This window comes from Aminobacter sp. NyZ550 (assembly GCF_025628925.2).
Lineage (GTDB): Bacteria > Pseudomonadota > Alphaproteobacteria > Rhizobiales > Rhizobiaceae > Aminobacter > Aminobacter ciceronei.
Map to the genome: position 1 here is coordinate 3,336,808 of NZ_CP114190.1, position 19,834 is coordinate 3,356,641.

Annotated in this window: 21 protein-coding genes and 1 riboswitch; of the genes, 6 read left to right on the top strand and 15 right to left on the bottom strand. The window is 63.6% G+C overall.

From position 1 onward, the window contains the following. Nucleotides 1-3: 3 nt before the first annotated feature. The 6 genes from gcvT to N7E70_RS16580 all read right to left on the bottom strand — a co-directional run bounded on the left by gcvT (nucleotide 4) and on the right by N7E70_RS16580 (nucleotide 4,915). Nucleotides 4-1,104 carry a glycine cleavage system aminomethyltransferase GcvT gene (gene gcvT, locus N7E70_RS16555; protein ID WP_263007008.1) on the bottom strand — a complete coding sequence of 367 codons (1,101 nt, stop codon included), beginning with the start codon at nucleotides 1,102-1,104 and terminating at the stop codon, nucleotides 4-6. 152 nt (nucleotides 1,105-1,256) lie between these two features. Continuing rightward, nucleotides 1,257-1,343: riboswitch (glycine riboswitch) on the bottom strand. 119 nt (nucleotides 1,344-1,462) lie between these two features. Beyond that, nucleotides 1,463-1,843 (bottom strand): helix-turn-helix domain-containing protein, encoded by a 381-nt coding sequence (locus N7E70_RS16560; RefSeq protein ID WP_263007009.1) that lies wholly within the window; start codon nucleotides 1,841-1,843, stop codon nucleotides 1,463-1,465. Between the two features lie 159 nt (nucleotides 1,844-2,002). Continuing rightward, nucleotides 2,003-2,794: a molybdopterin-binding protein gene (locus tag N7E70_RS16565; RefSeq protein ID WP_263007010.1), complete on the bottom strand. Its 792-nt coding sequence runs from the start codon at nucleotides 2,792-2,794 to the stop codon at nucleotides 2,003-2,005. Nucleotide 2,795: 1 nt separating this feature from the next. Further along, nucleotides 2,796-3,671: a cytochrome b/b6 domain-containing protein gene (locus N7E70_RS16570; RefSeq protein ID WP_442866464.1), complete on the bottom strand. Its 876-nt coding sequence runs from the start codon at nucleotides 3,669-3,671 to the stop codon at nucleotides 2,796-2,798. A gap of 117 nt (nucleotides 3,672-3,788) precedes the next feature. Further along, a complete protein-coding gene (locus N7E70_RS16575; RefSeq protein ID WP_067961752.1) occupies nucleotides 3,789-4,445 on the bottom strand; it encodes a DUF1345 domain-containing protein in 657 nt (218 codons plus the stop codon). After that, nucleotides 4,442-4,915 carry a YaiI/YqxD family protein gene (locus tag N7E70_RS16580; RefSeq protein ID WP_263007011.1) on the bottom strand — a complete coding sequence of 158 codons (474 nt, stop codon included), beginning with the start codon at nucleotides 4,913-4,915 and terminating at the stop codon, nucleotides 4,442-4,444. The genes N7E70_RS16575 and N7E70_RS16580 overlap by 4 nt, the downstream gene beginning before the upstream one ends. 65 nt (nucleotides 4,916-4,980) lie before the next feature. On the opposite strand from N7E70_RS16580, the gene N7E70_RS16585 reads away from it, so the two are divergent. Beyond that, nucleotides 4,981-5,325 (top strand): cupin domain-containing protein, encoded by a 345-nt coding sequence (locus N7E70_RS16585; RefSeq protein WP_067966498.1) that lies wholly within the window; start codon nucleotides 4,981-4,983, stop codon nucleotides 5,323-5,325. Nucleotides 5,326-5,331: 6 nt separating this feature from the next. Here the strand turns inward: N7E70_RS16585 and N7E70_RS16590 are convergent, their stop codons facing one another. Both N7E70_RS16590 and N7E70_RS16595 read right to left on the bottom strand, forming a co-directional pair. Beyond that, complete coding sequence (locus tag N7E70_RS16590) at nucleotides 5,332-5,805, bottom strand: GNAT family N-acetyltransferase (RefSeq protein ID WP_263007012.1); 474 nt, start codon at nucleotides 5,803-5,805, stop codon at nucleotides 5,332-5,334. Next, nucleotides 5,805-6,932, bottom strand: coding sequence for an S-(hydroxymethyl)glutathione dehydrogenase/class III alcohol dehydrogenase (locus N7E70_RS16595; protein WP_067957500.1), 1,128 nt, complete (start codon nucleotides 6,930-6,932; stop codon nucleotides 5,805-5,807). The genes N7E70_RS16590 and N7E70_RS16595 overlap by 1 nt, the downstream gene beginning before the upstream one ends. 302 nt (nucleotides 6,933-7,234) lie before the next feature. Here N7E70_RS16595 and dnaE point away from each other — a divergent pair, with 302 nt between their 5' ends. Continuing rightward, nucleotides 7,235-10,684 (top strand): DNA polymerase III subunit alpha, encoded by a 3,450-nt coding sequence (gene dnaE / locus N7E70_RS16600; protein WP_263007013.1) that lies wholly within the window; start codon nucleotides 7,235-7,237, stop codon nucleotides 10,682-10,684. 21 nt (nucleotides 10,685-10,705) lie between these two features. Here the strand turns inward: dnaE and N7E70_RS16605 are convergent, their stop codons facing one another. Together N7E70_RS16605 and N7E70_RS16610 are read right to left on the bottom strand one after the other, a co-directional pair. Next, nucleotides 10,706-11,998, bottom strand: coding sequence for an RNA polymerase sigma factor (locus N7E70_RS16605; protein WP_263007014.1), 1,293 nt, complete (start codon nucleotides 11,996-11,998; stop codon nucleotides 10,706-10,708). Between the two features lie 33 nt (nucleotides 11,999-12,031). After that, nucleotides 12,032-12,445, bottom strand: coding sequence for a YciI family protein (locus tag N7E70_RS16610; RefSeq protein ID WP_067961759.1), 414 nt, complete (start codon nucleotides 12,443-12,445; stop codon nucleotides 12,032-12,034). Between the two features lie 182 nt (nucleotides 12,446-12,627). On the opposite strand from N7E70_RS16610, the gene N7E70_RS16615 reads away from it, so the two are divergent. Further along, nucleotides 12,628-13,638, top strand: a complete 1,011-nt coding sequence (locus N7E70_RS16615) for an acetylserotonin O-methyltransferase (RefSeq protein WP_263007015.1) — start codon at nucleotides 12,628-12,630, stop codon at nucleotides 13,636-13,638. On the opposite strand, the gene N7E70_RS16620 is transcribed toward N7E70_RS16615, so the two are convergent. Next, the gene (locus N7E70_RS16620; RefSeq protein ID WP_263007016.1) at nucleotides 13,610-14,035 is read right to left on the bottom strand and encodes a hypothetical protein; all 426 of its coding nucleotides are present in this window, start codon (nucleotides 14,033-14,035) and stop codon (nucleotides 13,610-13,612) included. The two genes, N7E70_RS16615 and N7E70_RS16620, sit on opposite strands and share 29 nt — an antisense overlap. On the opposite strand from N7E70_RS16620, the gene N7E70_RS16625 reads away from it, so the two are divergent. Continuing rightward, a complete protein-coding gene (locus N7E70_RS16625) occupies nucleotides 14,025-14,180 on the top strand; it encodes a YadA-like family protein (RefSeq protein ID WP_263007017.1) in 156 nt (51 codons plus the stop codon). The two genes, N7E70_RS16620 and N7E70_RS16625, sit on opposite strands and share 11 nt — an antisense overlap. A 40-nt stretch (nucleotides 14,181-14,220) precedes the next feature. Here the strand turns inward: N7E70_RS16625 and N7E70_RS16630 are convergent, their stop codons facing one another. Then, entirely contained in the window at nucleotides 14,221-15,549 is a 1,329-nt protein-coding gene (locus tag N7E70_RS16630; RefSeq protein ID WP_263007018.1) for a DNA polymerase IV, read from the bottom strand. A gap of 67 nt (nucleotides 15,550-15,616) precedes the next feature. Here N7E70_RS16630 and N7E70_RS16635 point away from each other — a divergent pair, with 67 nt between their 5' ends. Continuing rightward, nucleotides 15,617-16,192 carry a GNAT family N-acetyltransferase gene (locus N7E70_RS16635; protein ID WP_192316296.1) on the top strand — a complete coding sequence of 192 codons (576 nt, stop codon included), beginning with the start codon at nucleotides 15,617-15,619 and terminating at the stop codon, nucleotides 16,190-16,192. A 23-nt stretch (nucleotides 16,193-16,215) separates the two neighbouring features. On the opposite strand, the gene N7E70_RS16640 is transcribed toward N7E70_RS16635, so the two are convergent. Both N7E70_RS16640 and N7E70_RS16645 read right to left on the bottom strand, forming a co-directional pair. Further along, the gene (locus tag N7E70_RS16640; protein WP_192316298.1) at nucleotides 16,216-16,761 is read right to left on the bottom strand and encodes a DUF924 family protein; all 546 of its coding nucleotides are present in this window, start codon (nucleotides 16,759-16,761) and stop codon (nucleotides 16,216-16,218) included. Nucleotides 16,762-16,827: 66 nt separating this feature from the next. Continuing rightward, the gene (locus N7E70_RS16645; RefSeq protein WP_263007019.1) at nucleotides 16,828-18,675 is read right to left on the bottom strand and encodes a monovalent cation:proton antiporter-2 (CPA2) family protein; all 1,848 of its coding nucleotides are present in this window, start codon (nucleotides 18,673-18,675) and stop codon (nucleotides 16,828-16,830) included. A 264-nt stretch (nucleotides 18,676-18,939) separates the two neighbouring features. Here N7E70_RS16645 and N7E70_RS16650 point away from each other — a divergent pair, with 264 nt between their 5' ends. Continuing rightward, complete coding sequence (locus N7E70_RS16650) at nucleotides 18,940-19,206, top strand: hypothetical protein (protein WP_263007020.1); 267 nt, start codon at nucleotides 18,940-18,942, stop codon at nucleotides 19,204-19,206. Between the two features lie 66 nt (nucleotides 19,207-19,272). Here the strand turns inward: N7E70_RS16650 and N7E70_RS16655 are convergent, their stop codons facing one another. Next, nucleotides 19,273-19,785, bottom strand: a complete 513-nt coding sequence (locus N7E70_RS16655; RefSeq protein WP_246341006.1) for a hypothetical protein — start codon at nucleotides 19,783-19,785, stop codon at nucleotides 19,273-19,275. Nucleotides 19,786-19,834 lie beyond the last annotated feature (49 nt).

The following is a 19,834-nucleotide window of genomic DNA, read 5'->3' on the forward strand; positions in this document are numbered from 1 at the left end:
AAATTATCCTTTGCGGTAGCGATGCTGCGTGAAGGGAAGAGAATGAACGTCGACGGGCACCTTGGTGCCGCGGACGTCGGCGAAGACACGGGTGCCGGCCTTGGCCAGCGACGCGGAGACATAGCCCATGGCGACCGGGAATCCGGCCGACGGGCCAAAGCCGCCCGAGGTGACGCGGCCGATCAGCTTGCCGTCGGCATCGAACAGCTCGGCGCCGGAGCGCACCGGCTGGCGGCCTTCAGGCTTCAGGCCGACGCGCTTTTCCTTGGCGCCGTCGGCGAGGATCGCAGCAAGTGCCGCGCGGCCGATAAAGCCGCCGTCTGCACGCAGGTCCTTGGGGATCGCCCACATCAGGCCGGCACTTGCAGGGTCGTTGTCGGGGGTGATGTCGTTGCCATGCAGGCAGAGCCCGGCTTCGAGGCGCAGGCTGTCGCGTGCGGCAAGGCCGATCCACATGGCGCGCTCGTCGGCCAGAAGCTTGGCAAGCAATTCGCGCGCGTCTGCCTCCGGCAGGCCGATCTCGAAACCATCCTCGCCGGTATAGCCGGAGCGGCTCATGAACCAGTTGGCGCGCGGCTCGAAGCCCTGCATGAAGAACAGCGCGTCGGTGGCAATGCCGGCCTTGCCGAGCACTGTGGCCGCCTCGGGGCCCTGGATCGCGATGAAGACGCGGTCGAGCGGCTCGATCGTGGCGTCGAAGTCCTTGGCCAGCGCACGCAGATGCGCTTCGTCGGTCGCTGCGTTGCCGGCATTGGCCACCACCGTGAAACGCTCGTCGCCGAGACGGGTGATGATCAGGTCGTCGATGATGCCGGCGGTCTCGGTCAGGAAGAAGGTGTATTTCGACTGCCTGGTCTCAAGCGCGCGCGCATCGAGCGGGCAGGCGCGGTTGATGAGGTCGGCGGCCCCCGGGCCGGTGACCAGAAACAGCTTCATGTGGGAGATGTCGAACAGGCCGACATGCTCCCGGGTGTGAAGGTGTTCCTTCATCACGCCGGCAGGATAGGTCAGCGGCATGTTCCAGCCGGCAAAGGCGCCAAAGCGCGCACCGGCGGCTGCATGCAGATCTGCAAGTGGGAGTTGGTTGGTGGCTTCGCCTGTCATGTCTTCTCCAGAGTCGCACGTGTCCAGCCGCTTGTGGCAGCCATTCCGTGCCCCTCTGTCTGAAGCCTGAGAGACTCGCGCTCCGGAACTCTGTCGGCAGCGCTTACACCTTCGGCGCGGGACCAAGGTCGTCCCGACTTTCCAGAGTGTCCTTCCTGTTTACGGTTCTTTTGCCTGAGAGATTTCGGGCGATTTCCCCTTCGGCGTCAGCTTTCGCTGCTCTCTCCCGCAAACAGGTGGAGCCCGCAAAGGCTCCAGACGAGTCGTCAATATCCCACCGACGACACTTTGTCACCTGTCCGCGCAGTGCTTATTCACCGGATGGATAGTCCCAACCAATACTTCCGGGTGGTCCGGGTCAGGTCCCGGCACTTTCCAGCTTGCGCAGGTCGCGCTCGAGCTGGCCAATCAGGTTGCCGGTCTGGCGGTGCAGTCGTAGCAGCCGTTCCATCTGCAACGAAACCGAGGCGGCGGACAGGTCGTCTTCGCGCGGCGCAGGACCGATGCCGTGCAGGATCCAGGAAATGCTGGTGCCGAGCAGGCCGGCCAGCTTGGCGATGCGATGGGCCCCGGGCTGCGAGCGGTCGCGCTCCCAGGCATTGATGGTGGCGGTCTTGACCCCGAGCCGCCAGGCCAGGTCGCCGGCACTGAGGCCGATGGCTTCGCGCGCACGCGACAGGCGTCCGCCAATGGTGTCGAGATCGGGTGTCTGCTCATAGATGTTCGTGGTGTCGGACACCAGAAGGGCCTCCTGTCGTGTGTTGGATTTGGGCCGCCTAATGTCTGGGCGGCATGCCGCGAGCATCGGCCAGCGAGCCCGGATGCGCAACCGCAAGATACGAAAAATCGGCCAAGCTATTGAATAAGCGTGACTATAAATGGCGCTTGCGATCGTCCGTCAGATGCCGCCGTACCAGTCGTAGCCACGGTCTTCCCAATAGCCTCCCTTACCAAGGCCCATGGCGCCGAAGCCGTCGACCAGCTCGATCTTGTGGATGTATTTCGGCATCTTGTAGCCGAGCTGTCGTTCGACACGCACCCTAAGCGGTGCGCCGTTTTCGACCGGCAGCGGCATGCCGTTCATGCCATAGGCGAGGATTGTCTGCGGGTGCCGCGCGTCGACCAGATCGATCGAGCCGTAATATTTGACTTCGCCCGAGAGGCTTCGTTCGATGGTGTCGAGGCAGTGGAAGACGACGTAGCGGGCATTGGGCTTGATCGCGGCGGCATCGAGTACAAGCGCCATCGGCACGCCTGTCCATTTGGCAATGCAGCTCCAGCCCTCGACGCAGTCGTGCCTGGTGATCTGGGTACGCGAGGGCATGTTCATCAGTTGCTGGCGCGTAAGCGATAGCGGCTTTTCGACCAGGCCCGTCACCTCCAGCCGCCAGTCGGCGAAATCGCCCGACTGAAGGGATTTGTAGACACTGTCGTCGGGTGCAGTGATGCCGTTGGGGCGTTGCGGCTGCCGAATGTCGGCCTCGGTGAACTCCTGGGCCAGCGACTCGCGGCCGGCGAGCAGCCGCTGGACGCGGTATGTCAGGTCGTTGGCACCCTCGAGGACATTGCGCACGCCGTTGTCGCGATCGGCGAGAAAATCGAAGGCGTCGCAACCGGAGAGTGCAAGTGTCGATGCACCGAGCGTAGCTGTTGTGAGGAAGCGCCGGCGGTTGAGCTGGAACTTGGGCATCTCAGGCGCTCCCTTCGCGACGGTCGCTTCGCGGTGGGTCGGTGCGATACCAGCCGGTGACGATCGAGCGCAGTTCGTTGATCGGTCCCGCCGCCAGGATCATCAGCATGTGGACAACGAAGAAGCCGACGAGCAGCGCCATGGTGACGAAGTGGATGGTGCGCGCGGTCTGGCGTCCGCCCAACAGGTCGGCGAGGAACGGCACGGCTGCATTCATGCTCGGCGACATGGCAAGCCCGGTGACGATCATCAGCGGCAGAAGCACGAACAGCACGCCACCATAGGCGAGCTTCTGCAAGGTGTTGTAGTTGCGGCTATGGTGGAACCTCAGCCTGGCGTGGTCGGCGACGTCCTTCGGCAGGTTGCGCAGATCGTTGACGCTTGGCGCAAGATCGCGACGCAGATGGCCGTTGATGGCGCTGGCGACGAGCCAGACGAGCAACGTGCCTGAGAGCACCCAGGCGAAGAAGAAATGCACGACGCGGCCGGTGGCGAGATCCTGGCCGGACGGAATCGTCGCCCATGCCGGAAACGCGCGCCCGTTTGGATTGGCGGCCGATCCCGACAGGCCAAGCACACCCGTCGTGTTGAATCTGTTTCCCAGGATCGTCGTGTAACCGACTGGTCCCGTTGGGCTATTTTCAGCACCGATGACCAGCACGTCGTTGCTGAAAGCAAAGCCTGACTGCTTGCCGATGTAGAGCGCAGGGTGGGCGTTGAAGATCTGCAGACCACTCAGCAGCAGGAAAAACAGCGACACTGCCCAGATCCAATGGGTGAGGCGTGTCCAGCGTGTCTGCCGGTAGACGAGCTCGCCGCGGGTGCCTGACGCTTTCGCGTCATTCGCCTGCTGCAGCATGTGCGCCTGGCTTTCCATAACACCCGATCTCCCGTGGCATCGGCGATTGCGGGGGCGTCATCTTACGCCCTTTCGCAGAGGATTACGCTTTGGCGTCGGGAATTGTTTCGCTGCGGCGGTGACTTCGGCGTGAAATCAGCTTGCGAGTGAGACCACCAGGTTGACGGCCGCGGCGACGATGATGGTGTTGAAGAAGAACGACAGGACCGAATGGACAAGCGCTGCCTGGCGCATGTGCGTCGACGAAATGTTGGTGTCGGCGGTCTGCGCCGTCATGCCGATGACCACGGCGAAGTAGAGAAAATCCCAGCCACAGGGGCGTTCTGTGCCGGGAAAGATCAGGCCGCCGACCGGCTTGCGGCTGCGTGTCGACGCGGCATCGGCCTTGGTGTCTCCTTTCCAGTAGAGGCGGGCGTAGTGCAGGGCCGCCATGGCGTGGATGGTCAGCCAGCCGAGCGGCAGCGACAGCAGCGAAAACGCCAGCCAGGAGGGATGCGGAACCTGCTTGGCATTCATCAGCACGAATAGCGAGCCGACGGCGACCACGACGATACCGATGGTCACCAAGAAGATGATCCAGATCGGCTCGTCGGCCTGCTGGGCGCGCCGGCTGAGGAAGTCCGCCGTCAGTCGCGGCATTTCACGCAGGACAAGCAGTATGTAAGTGGCGAAAAACGTATTGGCGGCGATGCTGTAGCTGAGCGGATGCTGGAGCAGCATTGCCACGGCGAGCGCCGCCACCCCGATGCCGGCGCTTGCCAGGAAAATGAAATGGCGGCCGAACGGCTTCATTGTACCTGCACCGACTTCACAGCCCTTCGCGCCATCTGGTCGAGCGCGCCGAGAAAGCGCGAGCGGTCCTGGGCGGAGAAGGAGGCATTGTAGCCCTTGCTTTCACCGGTTTCGCGCAGGTGCTGTTTCAGATCACGCATGGCGACCGCCATGCCGATGGTCTCCGGCGTGAACGGCTTGCCGGTCGGGCCGAGCACATGGGCGCCAAGCGCCACGGTGCGCGCGGCGAGCGGGATGTCGGCGGTGATGACGATGTCGTTGGCGCGCGCGTTTTCGACGATCCAGTTGTCGGCGGCATCGGCGCCCTTTGAGACCACGACGTTGCGGATCATCGGATCGCGCGACGGGCGCAAGCCGCCGTTTGACACGAAGGTGACGACGAGGTCCAGCCGTTCGGCGACCTTCACCACCTCGTCCTTCACCGGGCAGGCGTCGGCATCGACATAGATCACAGGGGCATTTTCAGTCATTTCAGGCACGGTTCCGGGAAGGCAGTTCTTTGATTATGGTCTGGCGCGTCGAACGGAGACCGAGCATGGCACATCTGATCAATCGCGAACAATGGGCCGAAAAGCCCGATTCCTGGCACGGCGAGTTCCAGGGCGGCGCCTTCGGCGCCGATGTCTCGGTGGTGTTCTTCAGCAGCGACAAGGTCGGCGGCGGGCCGAAGCTGCACACCCATCCTTATCCGGAGGTGTTCATCGTCCGTGTCGGCCGGGCGTTGTTCACCGTCGGCGACGAGACGATCGAAGCGGAGGCCGGGCAGATCCTGGTGGCGCCGGCGAACACGCCGCACAAATTCGCCAATCTCGGGCCTGGACGGCTGGAGACGACCGACCTGCATGTAGCCGGTGCCTTCGACACGACCTGGCTGGAGTAAGCCCCGTCAGGCGCTTGCGCGCGGGACAGGCCTGAGCATGTCGACATGCGGGATGTCGTCCTCGAGATATTCGTCCGACACTGTGTCGAAGCCGAAGGACGCGTAGAATTTCTCAAGATGGCTCTGCGCTGAGAGGGCAATAGGCCGGTCCGGAAAGAGCCTTTCGCAGGCGGCTATGGATTCGGCCATCAGCTTGTCGCCGAGGCGCTTGCCGCGATGATCAGGAGAGACCACCACCCGGCCGATATAGGCCGGATCGTCATGGCCCGATGGGGCGATGATGCGCGTGCTGGCCAGCAATTCCTTGCCGGCAAGCAGCCTGAGGTGCAGCGCCTCGGGATCCTTGCCGTCCATTTCGGGAAAGGCGCATCTCTGCTCGACGACAAAGACGTCGAGACGCATCTTCAGCATCGCATAGAGGTCGCGCGGCGACAGCTCGTCGAGCGATCTTACGTCGACCTCATATGCGATGCCGCTCATCAGTAGACGACCACGCTGCGGATGCTTTCGCCTGCATGCATCAGGTCGAAGCCCTTGTTGATGTCTTCGAGCTTCAGCGTATGGGTGATCATCGGGTCGATCTGGATCTTGCCCTCCATGTACCAGTCGACGATCTTCGGCACGTCGGTGCGGCCGCGTGCGCCGCCAAAGGCGGTGCCTTTCCAGGTCCGGCCCGTGACCAGCTGGAACGGACGCGTCGCAATCTCCTGGCCGGCGCCGGCGACACCGATGACGATCGACTCGCCCCAGCCGCGATGGCTGGCTTCCAGTGCCTGGCGCATCACCTTGACGTTGCCGGTGCAGTCGAAGGTGTAGTCGGCGCCGCCGATCTGGTCGGCACCACGCTTGGTCATGTTGACCAGATAAGGAACGATGTCGCCCTCGACCTCCTTCGGATTGACGAAATGCGTCATGCCGAACTTCTCGCCCCAGGCCTTGCGCTCATTGTTGATGTCGACACCGATGATCATGTCGGCGCCGGCAAGTCTGAGGCCCTGCAGTACGTTGAGGCCGATGCCGCCGAGACCGAAGACGATCGCCGTCGAGCCGATCTCGACGCGTGCCGTGTTGATGACCGCACCGATGCCTGTCGTCACCCCACAGCCGATGTAGCAGATCTTGTCGAAGGGGGCGTCCGGGTTGACCTTGGCGAGTGCGATCTCGGGCAGCACGGTGAAGTTCGAGAATGTCGAGCAGCCCATATAATGGAAGATCTTGTCCTTGCCGATCGAGAAGCGCGAGGTGCCGTCAGGCATCAGCCCCTGGCCTTGCGTCGAGCGGATCGCGGTGCAGAGGTTGGTCTTGCGGCTGAGGCAGGACGGACAGGAGCGGCATTCCGGCGTGTAGAGCGGAATGACGTGGTCGCCCTTCTTCAGCGAGGTGACACCCTTGCCGACATCGACGACGACGCCGGCACCCTCATGGCCGAGAATGGCCGGGAAGATGCCTTCGGGATCGGCGCCCGACAGCGTGAACTCGTCGGTGTGGCAGATGCCGGTCGCCTTGATCTCGACCAGCACCTCGCCCTCGCGCGGCCCCTCGAGGTCCACCTCCATGATCTCGAGCGGCTTTCCGGCTCCAACGGCAACGGCGGCGCGGGTTTTCATGGCGATCGTCCCTATATCTACTCAGAGGAAAAATTGTTGTCGGCAAGGTTTCAGGTTTTGCCGCCGCAGGCAACCGGCAAGGCGACACCTGAACGTCGCAGGACGACGGTTGGCATGATACTCCACAAGCGGTTTCCGACGCGACCCCTTGCGGGATGGACATGGTGGCTGGCGTGGCCGAACATGGCTACGGAATTTCCAGGTAAATGGCAGACGATTCGATGTCGAGCGACAGGCTCCCACGTGATCCCCTGAAGCGTGAAGCGCTCATAAGGGCAGAAAAACCAGAGGCTTCCGACCGGATGTTCATTCATCTGCGCGTTCATTCTGCCTATTCGCTGCTCGAAGGTGCCCTGAAGCTCGACAAGGTCGTCGGACACGCTGCCAAGGACGAGGCGCCCGCCATCGCGGTTGCCGACACCAACAACCTGTTCGGCGCGCTGGAGTTTGCCCAAAAGGCCACCAAGGATGGTGTGCAGCCATTGATCGCTTGCCAGGTCGACGTTGACTTTGCAGACGGTGGCGACAGCACCCAACGCGGCCAGGGCTGGAAGCAGGCACTCGATCTGTTTCCGGTGGTTCTGATTGCCGCGACCGAGACCGGCTACGCCAACCTTGTCAGGCTGGTCAGCCGGCTCTATCTCGAAACCCCGAACGGCGAACCGGTGCACGCCAAGCTCGATTGGCTCGCCACCGCAGCGGACGGTATTATCTGCCTGACCGGTGGCCCACGCGGGCCGGTCGGTGCCGCGATCAAGAGCGACCACACGGCAATTGCCGAAAGCCGCCTGCTGACCCTGAAGCAGATGTTCGGCGATCGGCTTTACGTCGAACTCGAGCGTCTGGCCGGCTATGACCGCATGATCGAGGCGGCAACGATCGAACTCGCCTATCGCCACTATCTGCCGCTGGTCGCCACCAATGAGGCGTTCTTCGCCAAGCGTGCCGACTTCGAGGCCCATGACGCGCTCATTGCCATCGCCGAGGGTTCGGTCGTCGCCGAGGACAATCGCCGCAGGCTGACGCCGGACAATTTCCTCAAGTCGCAGAAGGAGATGGCAGAGCTTTTTGCTGATCTGCCTGAGGCGATCGACAACACCGTCGAGATCGCCAGGCGCTGTTCCTACTATCCCAAGAACCGCAATCCGATCCTGCCGCGATTCACCGGTGGCGACATCGCCGATGCCGACGCGGCGGTTGCCGCCGAAGCGGCGGAACTGTCCCGCCAGGCTCGCGAAGGTCTTGCGATGCGCCTGGAAACGCGTGGCCTGTCGACCGGCTACACGCCCGAACAGTACCAGGAACGGCTCGAATATGAGCTTGGCATCATCGAGCGAATGAAATTCCCGGGCTACTTCCTGATCGTTGCCGACTTCATCAAATGGGGCAAGCAACAGGGCATCCCGGTTGGCCCCGGCCGTGGTTCAGGTGCAGGCTCGCTGGTTGCCTATGCGCTGACCATCACCGATGTCGATCCGCTGCGTTTCTCGCTGCTGTTCGAGCGCTTCCTCAACCCCGACCGCGTCTCGATGCCCGACTTCGACATCGACTTCTGCCAGGACCGCCGCGAAGAGGTGATCCGTTATGTGGTCGGCAAGTATGGTCGCGACCAGGTCGGTCAGATCATCACCTTCGGTACGCTGCAGGCGCGCGCCGTGCTGCGCGACGTTGGCCGCGTTCTGCAGATGCCTTATGGGCAGGTCGACAAGCTCACCAAGATGGTGCCGCAGAACCCGGCCAATCCGGTGACGCTGGCCCAGGCGATCGAGGGCGAGCCGCGCTTTGCCGAGGAGGCAGAACGCGAGCCGATCGTGCAGACGCTGCTCGACATGGCACAGAAGCTCGAGGGCCTCTACCGCCACGCCTCGACGCACGCCGCCGGCATTGTCATCGGTGACCGCCCGTTGTCCGAACTGGTGCCGATGTATCGAGACCCGCGCTCGGACATGCCGGTCACCCAGTTCAACATGAAATATGTCGAGCAGGCCGGACTGGTGAAGTTCGACTTCCTCGGCCTGAAGACGCTGACGGTGCTGCAAAAGGCGGTGCATTTCATCAGCCGCAAGGGCGTCGACATCGACCTCGCGCTGATCCCGCTCGACGATCCGCTGACCTACGCCATGCTGTCGCGCGGCGAGACCGTCGGCATCTTTCAGGTTGAAAGTGCCGGCATGCGCAAGGCGCTGATCGGCATGAAGCCCGACCAGGTCGAGGACATCATCGCGCTGGTGGCACTCTACCGCCCCGGCCCGATGGAGAACATCCCGACCTACAACGCCCGCAAGCATGGTGACGAGGAGATCGCCTCGATCCATCCGATGATCGACTATCTGGTGAAGGAGACGCAAGGCGTCATCGTTTACCAGGAGCAGGTCATGCAGATCGCGCAGGTGCTGTCGGGCTATTCGCTCGGCGAAGCCGATCTGCTGCGCCGCGCCATGGGCAAGAAGATCCGCGCCGAGATGGACAAGCAGCGCGAGCGCTTCGTCACCGGCGCCATGGAGAAAAAGGTCAGCAAACCGCAGGCCAACGCCATCTTCGACCTGCTCGCCAAGTTTGCCGACTACGGCTTCAACAAGTCGCACGCCGCAGCCTACGCCATCGTCTCCTACCAGACGGCGTATCTGAAAGCACACTATCCGGTCGAGTTCCTCGCGGCCTCGATGACCTACGATATGTCCAACACGGACAAGCTGAACGACTTCCGCCAGGATGCGATGCGGCTCGGCATCGATGTCGTGCCGCCGTCGGTTATGACCAGCTTCCGCGACTTCGAGGTCGGCGAGAAGAAGATCTTCTACTCGCTCGCCGCGATCAAAGGCGTGGGTGAGGCGGCGGTGCACCACATCGTTGCCAAGCGCCAGGAAAAGCCCTTCGCCAGCCTCGCCGACTTCTGCGAGCGCATCGACCCGAAACTGGTCGGCAAGCGTGTCTTTGAAAGCCTGATCATGGCCGGCGCGCTCGACTGTTTCGGCCACGAGCGCGCGGCGATGATGGCGGGCATCGAGCGCATGATGGGCCTTGCCTCCCGCGCCCACGAAAATGCCACCCTTGGCCAGTCCGACATCTTCGGCAGTGCTGCCTCAGGGCAGGCGCCGTCGCTGCACCTGCCGGTCGCCGACGCCTGGCTTGCCGCCGATCGCCTGCATCGCGAATTCCAGGTCGTCGGCTTCTACCTCTCGGCGCATCCGCTCGACGAATACAAGGCCGCACTTGAGAAGATGCGCGTCCAGAATTGGGCCGACTTTGCCGCTGCCGTGAAGCGTGGTGCGACTGCAGGGCGTCTGGCCGGTACCGTCACCACCAAGCAGGAACGCAAGACCAAGACTGGTAACAAGATGGGCATCGTCCAGTTCTCTGACGTTTCGGGCCAGTATGAAGCGGTGATGTTCTCGGAGACGCTGGCGCAGTATCGCGACCTGTGTGAACCCGGCAAATCGGTGGTCGTCACCGTTGCCGCCGAGGATCGCCCCGAAGGCGTCAACCTGCGCATCCAGACTGTGCAGTCGCTCGAGGACGAAGCGAGCCGGGTGCAGAAGACGCTGCGCATCTTCGTGCGCGACGCGGCTCCGCTCAACATGCTGTCCAACCAGCTGACGGTGCGCGGCGAAGGCGAGGTAAGCTTCATCGTGCTCAAGGGCGAGGCCGAGGGCGAGATCGAAATCGAGCTACGTGAACGCTACCGCATCACGCCGTCGATCGCTTCGGCGATGCGCGCCGTGCCGGGAGTTGTCGAGGTCGAGCTGGTCTAGCCGGCGCGATTGTCCGCGGCGTCACTTCTGCTTGTCAGCCAATTCGACCCGGCAGAGCTGAGCCCGTTCCACAAGCATGGCCCGCTCGGGCGCGTTCTGGGTTAGTGCAGCCGCCCGTTCGAACTCGCCAAGCGCCTCGCCAAGGCGACCGAGCTTCATCAGCAGGTCGGCGCGCACGCTTGGCAGCAGGTGATAGTTGCGCAGCGCCGGCTCCTGCATCAGCTGGTCGGCGAGCTCCAGTCCGGCTGCCGGGCCGAATGCCATCGCCAGCGCCATGGCCCTGTTCAGCTCGATCACGGGTGACGGCACAAGCGCGGCCAGCGCCGCGTAGAGAGCCGCGATTTGCGGCCAATCGGTCTCTTCGGCCGTGTGCGCCCGGGCATGGCAGGCGGCAATCGCCGCCTGCAGCGTATAGGGGCCCCGTTGCTGCGTGGCTTCGGCCTTGGCGAGTGCTGCCAAGCCGCGTTTGATCAGCAGATGGTCCCAGCGGGATCTGATCTGGTCGAGCAGCAGGATCGGCTTGCCTTCGGCATCGGTGCGGGCCGGCAAGCGGGATGCCTGGATTTCCATCAATGCGATCAGGCCGTGAACTTCGGCGTCATTGGGTGCAAGCAGCGCCAGCATCCGCCCCAGCCGCATCGCCTCCTGACAGAGTTGTGGCCGCATCCAATCGTCGCCGCGGGTGGCGGAATAGCCTTCGTTGAAGACGAGATAGAGCACTTCGAGCACCGAGCTCAGCCGGTCGGCGCGATCCTGGCCGGCAGGCACCTCGAACGGCACGCAAGCGTCCGACAGAGTGCACTTGGCCCTGATGATGCGCTGCGCCATCGCTGCTTCGGAAACCAGGTAGGCGCGGGCGATCTCTTCCGTGGTCAGGCCACCGACCAACCGCAAGGTGAGTGCCGCCCGTGCGTCGGGCGAAAGCACCGGATGGCAGGACACGAACATCAGTCCGAGCATGTCGTCACCCATCCCGTCCTCTGGCTCGGCCATTGCCTCGACGTCGGCATCGATACCCAGCAGTGCGAGTTTGCCGTTTGCCATCTTGGCACGCCGAAAATGGTCGATGGCCCGGCGCCTGGCCGAAGTGATCAGCCAGGCGCCGGGCTTGTCCGGGATGCCTGAAACGGGCCAGTTGCGCAGTGCCGCGATAAGGGCATCCTGGGCCAACTCTTCCGCCAGGTCGACGCTGCGGGTGATCCGGGTGAGTGCCGCCACGATCCGCGCCCGCTCCATGCGGAACACTGTCTCGATGGCCCTGTGCGTCGCGCGGCTTCTGGCGACGCTGTCATCAGAAACAAAGTCGGTCGGCATCGTTGGCTGCGGAGGGCCATGGTTTGCGGCCATCTATGGCCTGTCTTGCGCGATGCCCATTTCGCGAAAGCGATCGATGCCTTCGCTGGGCTCGAAATCCTCGAGATCGAACATCTGGCGTATCTCGATCTGACCGTTCTCGATCTGCGGGTTGGGAAAGCGGTTGGCCCATTCCATCGCTTCCTCGCGCGTCTTCACCTGGATGATCGTGTAGCCGGCGATCAGTTCCTTGGTCTCGGCAAAGGGGCCATCAGTGATGGTCTTCTTGCCGCCAGACCATGTGATGCGCCAACCCTTGGAGCTCGGCTGCAGGCCGCTGCCGTCGAGCAGCACACCGGCCTTGGCCAGTTCTCCGTGATAGTCGGCCATGGCTGAGATCATTTCCGCCGGCGGCATGACGCCCGCTTCGGAGTCCTTGCTGGCCTTGATCACGAACATGAAACGCATTGGTTTGCTCCCGCATAATGAGGCCCGACACCATTGTCTGAGCCTAGTCTGCCAACACGACGAGCAGAAGGCAGCAGGATCGACAAAGCCGTTGGCGATTTCTTGCCGCGTGCAATACTTTGCTTCGTTGCGGCGCCTCATCACTGCTGGTACTTTGCCTCGGCCAGTGAGAGGGCGCCGTCATGGACGAGAAAGCCGCCGCAGCAGACCTCATGCAGATGGTGAATGGGTATCAGGTGTCCCAGGCGATCTGCGTCGCCGCAACCCTTGGCATTGCCGATGAACTGACGAACGGACCGCGTTCCAGCGACGATCTCGCCGCTGCGACCGGGTCTCACCCGCAGGCGCTTTACCGCTTGTTGCGTGCGCTCGCTTCGGTGGGTGTGCTCCATGAAGGGGCGGCAGGGCAGTTCTCCCTGACCGTGCTTGGGGCGGGCCTGCGTTCGGATGCAGAGCAATCCGTCGCGCCCTGGGCCCGCATGGTTGGCCGCGCCTACTATCGCGACGCCTGGGGCGAACTGCTGCACAGCGTGCGCACCGGCGAGAACGCGTTCGCGCATGCCCATGGCACCGGTGTCTGGCAGTACCGCATCGATCATCCAGAGGAGTCGCTGATCTTCGACCGGGCGATGTCGTCCTTCGTGCCGGCCGTCGCTGCGGCGGTGCTTGCGGCCTACGACTTCGGCCGCTTCGACGTCATCATGGATGTCGGCGGCGGCCAGGGCGCCTTGCTGGCGGCGATCCTTGCCCGCAATCCGCCGCAGCGCGGCATCCTGTTTGACCAGCCGATGGTGGTCGAGGGCGCCGGTGCCGTTCTCAGTGCGGCGTCGGTCGCAGATCGCTGCGAGGTGGTCGGCGGCGACTTCTTCGCTGCCGTGCCGGAGGGTGCCGATGCGCATGTCATGAAATGGATATTGCACGACTGGGACGACGAGCGCTCGATCGCCGTGCTGAAAAGCTGCCGGCGGGCAATCCGGCCGGATGGGACGCTGGTCGTACTCGAAGCTGTTCTCGCGCCACCGAACGAAGGCGCGCGCGCCAAATTCGCCGACCTCAACATGCTGGCGGTACCCGGCGGACAGGAAAGAACCAGGGACGAGTTCGCGGCGCTGTTCGCAGCATCCGGCTTCCGGCTGACCAAGGTGATCGACGCCGGGCCGCGTATCAGCATTGTCGAAGGCGAGCCGGCGTGACCTGTATCCGTTGAAGCAACTGCGGGAGCGCCCCTGACTGGCATCGGCGATGGCGCCGGTGAAAACTCCAAAAATACTCGGCTCGAGCACCCGCTGAATCTGCTGCGAAGCAGATTTCATCCGGCATCTGCCGGATGCGCGACTCCCAGACTGTGTTTGATTTGCCCCACCTGTGCGCGCTCTTGGGGAAGATCAGCATGGCAGCAGCAAAATGGGGGTCGGCGGCAATCTGGGGATGTCGAACTTCGGGCCGGACACGATCGCTTCGCTCGACGGCCGCGTCGCCGCGCTCGAGGACAGCTTCTCCGGCAGCATCGGCAAAGGCCAGCAGCGCCATTGCCTTGGCGATGGTGGGCGGCACGTTGCCTTCCGACAAGGACTTCGCGATGTCGATCAACTGGGGCAACTTCGAGGGCGAGAACGGCTTTGCCGGAACCGCAGCCATGCGCATCAACGACAATCTGCACCTGCATGGCGGCATCGGTGTCGGCGCGCGCCACGGCACGGTGGGCAGCCGCGCCGGCCTGACATTCGCCTGGTAGCGAGACACTGGTCCAGCAGACGTGCTTGCCGCGTTGCGTTTCAGTCGTCCAGCGCCTCGGGCGGATGCGCATTGCGGCCTTTGCCGAAGGTGTAGCCGGTCTCGACGGCGTTCTTGCCGAACTTGCCGCGCAGCACGTCGATGGCGCCTTCGGCCAGCGCCCGCTTGCGCGACTGGACGTCGACGAGATCGGGCGGGTCGGCGCGTTCGTCATCGGAGAGGTCGCTGACACCGATGCCGAGCAGGCGGTACTTTGTGCCGTCGGTTTCCTTCGACAAAAGCTGCATGCCGGTCTGGAAGATGCGGTCGGCAAGCCGTGTCGGGTCGGTCAGCTGGCGGTTGCGCGTCCGGAGCTTGAAGTCCTGGGTCTTGAGCTTGAGCACGACGGTGCGGCCGGCAATGTTTGCCTTCTTCAGCCGCGCCGAGACCTTTTCCGACAGCGCACGCAGCACAGGCACCAGCTCCGCCGACGACGCGAGATCGGTATCGAAGGTGGTTTCCGCCGAAACGCTCTTGGCTTCCTGGTCGGGCGACACCTGGCGATCGTCCTGGCCGCGCGACAGGTGATAGAGCCGGCTCCCCATCGTGCCGTAGCGCCGCATCAGGTCGCCGCGGTCCATGCGCTGCAACTGGCCGATGCTGCGGATGCCGTCGCTTTCGAGCGTCGCGGCAAAGGCTTTTCCGACGCCCCAGATCATCGTCACCGGCTGTGGCGCTAGGAAGGCGAGCGCCTCGGCCTCGCCGATGACGGTAAAGCCGCGCGGCTTGCGCAGGTCGGAAGCGACCTTGGCGAGGAACTTGCAGTAGGACAGGCCGGCGGAGACGGTGATGCCGATCTCCTTCTCGACGGCAACCGCAAAGCGGGCGAGCACAATTGCCGGCGGCAGGCCATGCAGGCGCTCGGTGCCGTCGAGGTCGAGAAAGGCCTCGTCGATCGACAGCGGCTCCACCAGCGGCGTCAGCGCCTGCATCATCGAGCGCACCTCACGCCCGACACGGACGTATTTTTCCATGTCGGGGCTGATCACGACCGCCTCTGGACAGGCCTCCAGCGCCTTGAACATCGGCATTGCCGAGCGCACGCCATGGATACGGGCAATGTAGCAGGCCGTGGAGACCACGCCGCGCTTGCCGCCGCCGATGATGACCGGCTTGTCCTTGAGCTCGGGATTGTCGCGCTTTTCCACCGCCGCATAGAAGGCATCGCAGTCGATATGGGCGAGGTGCAGCTTGTAAAGCTCGGGATGGCGCAACAGGCGCGGGCTGCCGCAGCCGTGGCAGCGCGGTCCCGACCCACGCTGAAGGGCAAGGCAGTCGCGGCAAAAACCGTGGCTGGGATCGTTGACAGGCATCGCCTTCGCTGCGAACATAAAGAGAACAAGCGCGATTTTATGTCAGCTGCCCCGTCGGGACAAGGCTGCGCTCTGGAGCCATGCCATGACTGATGCCATTTCGCCGCTGACACCGGATCTGTGGCCACATTTTGAGGATTTGTTCGGCAAGCAGGGCGCCTGCTATGGCTGCTGGTGCACCTATTTCAGGCTGCCGCCGGCGGTCAGGCGGAACAGCAAACGCGAGAGCAACAAGGATCACATCAAGACGCGAATCGCAGCCGGCCCGCCGCCGGGCCTGCTGGCATTCTCGGATGGCCAGGCGGTCGGCTGGATGCAGATCGGCCCGCGCGCCGACGTGCCCGAATTCAACAACAAGGGCAGGGGCTCCGCGCCGTTGTCACCAGAGGATGCCGGCGATCCAGCCGTCTGGGCCATTTCCTGCTTCTTCATCCGCGGCAAGGCACGCGGCCAGGGTGTGACGCACCGGCTTGTCGACGCCGGTGTCGCATTCGCGCGCCAGGCGGGTGCCCGCGTGCTTGAAGCCTGCCCAATCGACCAATCGAACGGCAAACACCCGGTCAGCCTGTTTGTCGGCTCGACGCGGGTGTTCGAAAAGGCGGGGTTTACGCGCGCAATCGAACGGAAGCCGGGCCGGCCGCTGATGCGTCTTGAACTCTGAGGCGTGACTACGGCGGAAGCAATTTAGCCTGAAAAGCCGCCGGCTTCGAGAAACGCCAGCTCCTGCTCGGTCGATTCGCGGCCGAGGATGAAGTTGCGGTGCGGGAAGCGGCCAAAACGGGCGACGATGTCGCGATGACCGATGGCGTGCTTGAGGTAGTCGCCGCCAAGCGCCGTCGAGCGTGCGAGCGGGGTGTCGTGATCGGCCAGCGTCTCGGAATGCGAGAACGGCAGATAGAAAAACACCCGGATTGGCGCATCCGTCGCCATGTCGTGGCCGTCGGCCACCGCCCGGCGCGCGAAATGGCGGGCGAGCGGATCGGTGGCATACATGTGGCCGCTGCCACGGAAGCAATTGCGCGGAAACTGGTCGAGCAGGATCATCAGCGCCAGCGCCCCCTCGGCATCGTCTGCCCAGTGGTCGCACTGGCGCTTGGCGGCGGCCATGTGCAGGTCGCCGAAGCGGCTGCGGAAGCTGTCGTCGAACATCTCGTCCTTGCGGAACCAGCTTTCCGGCCCGGATTCGCGCCAAAAGGCGACCACTTCGGTTGCACGCTGCCTGTCGATCATCTTCGGCTCCTCGTTGCTTTCACTGTGGCATCGCGCGTAGCCCATCGACGCGCGACGGCAAATCCATCATTCGCCAGGCACGACCCTCTTGGCGATCGCGTCCGCTGCTTCCTCGTTGAGGGCCTTGGCGGTACGGCGCGGCGGTGTCAGCGGTGTCGGCACCGGCCCGGCGATATTGCCTTGCAGGAAGTCGCCGCCGGCGTGGATGTCGCCGGCGAACTGCATCTCCAGCCGTGCGGCGTCACGGCGGCGCACTTCCTCGATCACCTCGGCGACGTCGTCCGGATCCTCGCCGAGCTTTTCGAGCGTGGCGCCGCCAAAGACGATCGCCGATTCGAATGTCTCGCGCAGTTGATAGTCGACGCCGGCGCGAATGAGCTTCATCGCCGTGCCGCGGTCATAGGCACGCGCCAGAACCGGCACCAACGGGAACTCGGCGGCGAGGTTTTGTGCGATGCGGACAGCAACGTCTTCCTTGTCGACGCAGATCAGCACGGCGCGTGCCCGTCCGGCGCCTGCCGCATGCAGGATATCGAGCCGGGTGCCGTCGCCATAATAGATCTTGAAGCCGAAATCAGCGGCCGCCTGGATCATCTCGACGTCGTTGTCGATGATCGACACGTCGACGCCGCGCAGCAGCAAAGGCTGGCTGGCGATCTGTCCGAAGCGACCGAAGCCGATCACCAGCACCGTGCCACTGAGTTCCGCTGCGACATCAACGTCTTCGAGCGATTGTTCGACCTGCGGCGTGAAGCGGCGCAGCACCATGATCGCCAACGGGGTCAGCACCATCGAGATGATGATGATGGCAGCCAGGATCGCATTGGCCTCGCCGTCGATGATGCCGACGGCCAGCGCCGAGGAGTAGAGCACGAAGGCGAACTCGCCGCCTTGCGCCATGATGACGGCACGTTCCAGCGCCTCGCGATGACCCGACTTCCGGAAACGCGCAACCCCATAGATGCCGATGCCTTTCATCAGCATGTAGACGACGACGTAGAAGGCGATCATCTGCCAGTTGGCCAGCACGACCGTCAGGTCGAGTGACATGCCGACCGCGATGAAGAACATGCCGAGCAGGATACCGCGGAAGGGTTCGACATCCGCTTCGAGCTGATGGCGGAAGGTCGATTCGGACAGCAGCACGCCGGCGAGAAACGCACCCATCGCCATGGAAAGACCGCCAAGTTGCATGGCGAGTGCTGCACCCAGCACAACGAGCAAGGCAGCTGCGGTCATCACTTCGCGAGCGCGCGAGTCGGCAAGGACCCGGAACAACGGATTGAGCAGATAGCGGCCGGCGATGACCAGTCCGGTGATCGACGCGACGCCGATGCCGATGTCGGTCAGCCGCCCGGCCCAGCCCGTACCAGTGTCGGAGGCTGCGACCGGCGCCAGGAAGGCCACCAGCGCCAGCAAAGGCACGATGGCGAGGTCCTCGAGCAGCAGGATCGAAACCATGCGCTGCCCCTTTGGCGTCGACATCTCGCCACGCTCGTCGAGCAACTGCATGACGATTGCGGTGGACGTCAGCACAAAGCCGGCACCGGCGACAAAGGATTGGGAGACCAGGAAACCTCCGGCGAGGCCAACCATGGTCAACAGAGCCGCGCAGATGCCGACCTGCAGTGCGCCCAGCCCGAAGATTTCGCGCCGCAGACCCCACAGCCGCGACGGCTGCATTTCGAGGCCGATGATGAACAGGAACATCACCACGCCGAGTTCGGCGACATGCAGGATGGTGGAGGATTCGGTGAAGATGCCGATGCCGAATGGGCCAATGACCACACCGGCGCTGAGGTAGCCGAGGATGGAGCCGAGGCCGAGTCGCTTGAAGATGGGGACGGCCACGACGCCTGCAGCCAGCAGCGCCACCACCGGAACCAGATCGACACCCGCTGTCTCTGCTGCCATGCGCCTTTTCGATCCTTGGCTGTGCGGCTGATACCGCTTGGTGGGAAAGCGCCAAGATAGGTGCTTCGGGCGCTTCAGAACAGCCCGGCCAGCCTATCGAATTGTCCTGCCACAACATTGTCGCCGAATCGCTATGGCATGGCTCTGGCCCCACAACCTGCCATTGCGTGTGACATGGCTTGACGCTAAGGCGGGCTCGGTTTCGACCAGTGTGGGGTTGAACTGCCGCCGGCGTTTGTTGCCGGCTACGAGGAGAGGACTGACATGAAAAATATGCTGTTTGCCGTGCTCGGCGTTGCCGCGCTTGGCCTTTCGGCCTGCTCGAAGGCGCCGGAATGCACCGCCGAGGTTCTGACCAAGAAGGGCCAGGAAGTGGCGACCGCGCTTCAGGAAGCCATCACCAAGGACCCGGCCAAGGCTGCCGAGCTGTCCGCCAAGGTGCAGGAAGTTGCCACGAAGTACACCGGTGCGACGACGTCGGAAGAGGCCTGCAAGGCCTATGACGACCTGCTGACCGCCATCAAGGGCTGATTCTTCGGCCTGAAACGAAAAGGGCGGTACCACGGGTGCCGCCCTTTTTCTTTGCGATTTGAAGAATCAGTTCTTGGCGATGGCTCCGACGGCGGTTCCGTCGACGCGCGACAGCTTCATGCCGATCACCGGCACCAGTTGCTTGTCGACGCGTACCGAGACGGTGACATGCATCAGGTTGTCGTCGGGCATGCGTGCCTGCATGACGCCGTTGAGCTGGTTGCGGTTGAGCGACAGGATCACCTTCCGGCCGTCGACAACACTGCCGGAGATGATGTCGAGGCCCTTGCCTTCGGAGCCGTCCAGGAACTTGCCGCGATAGCCGCTGCGGCCCTTCTGTTCGATGGTTGCCGACATCTTCTGCGTGAACACGCCGACGCGGCATCCGCCGTCGAGAGACATGCCGACTGTGCCGTCAGGGGTCGAACCGGTGAAGTTGCAGGTGAATTTGGTACCCTTGTATTTGCCGGCGACGATCTCGCCCGGCCCGACCCATTCGCCTTCCACCGTCTTAAAGAACTTCTTGTCGCGCTCGGCGCCCTTGACCGTGTCGGCGTGCGCGACGGACGGCAGCGCCATGGCCACGGCAGGCAGGACAGCGGACAACAACAAGCGCTTCATGGGCACA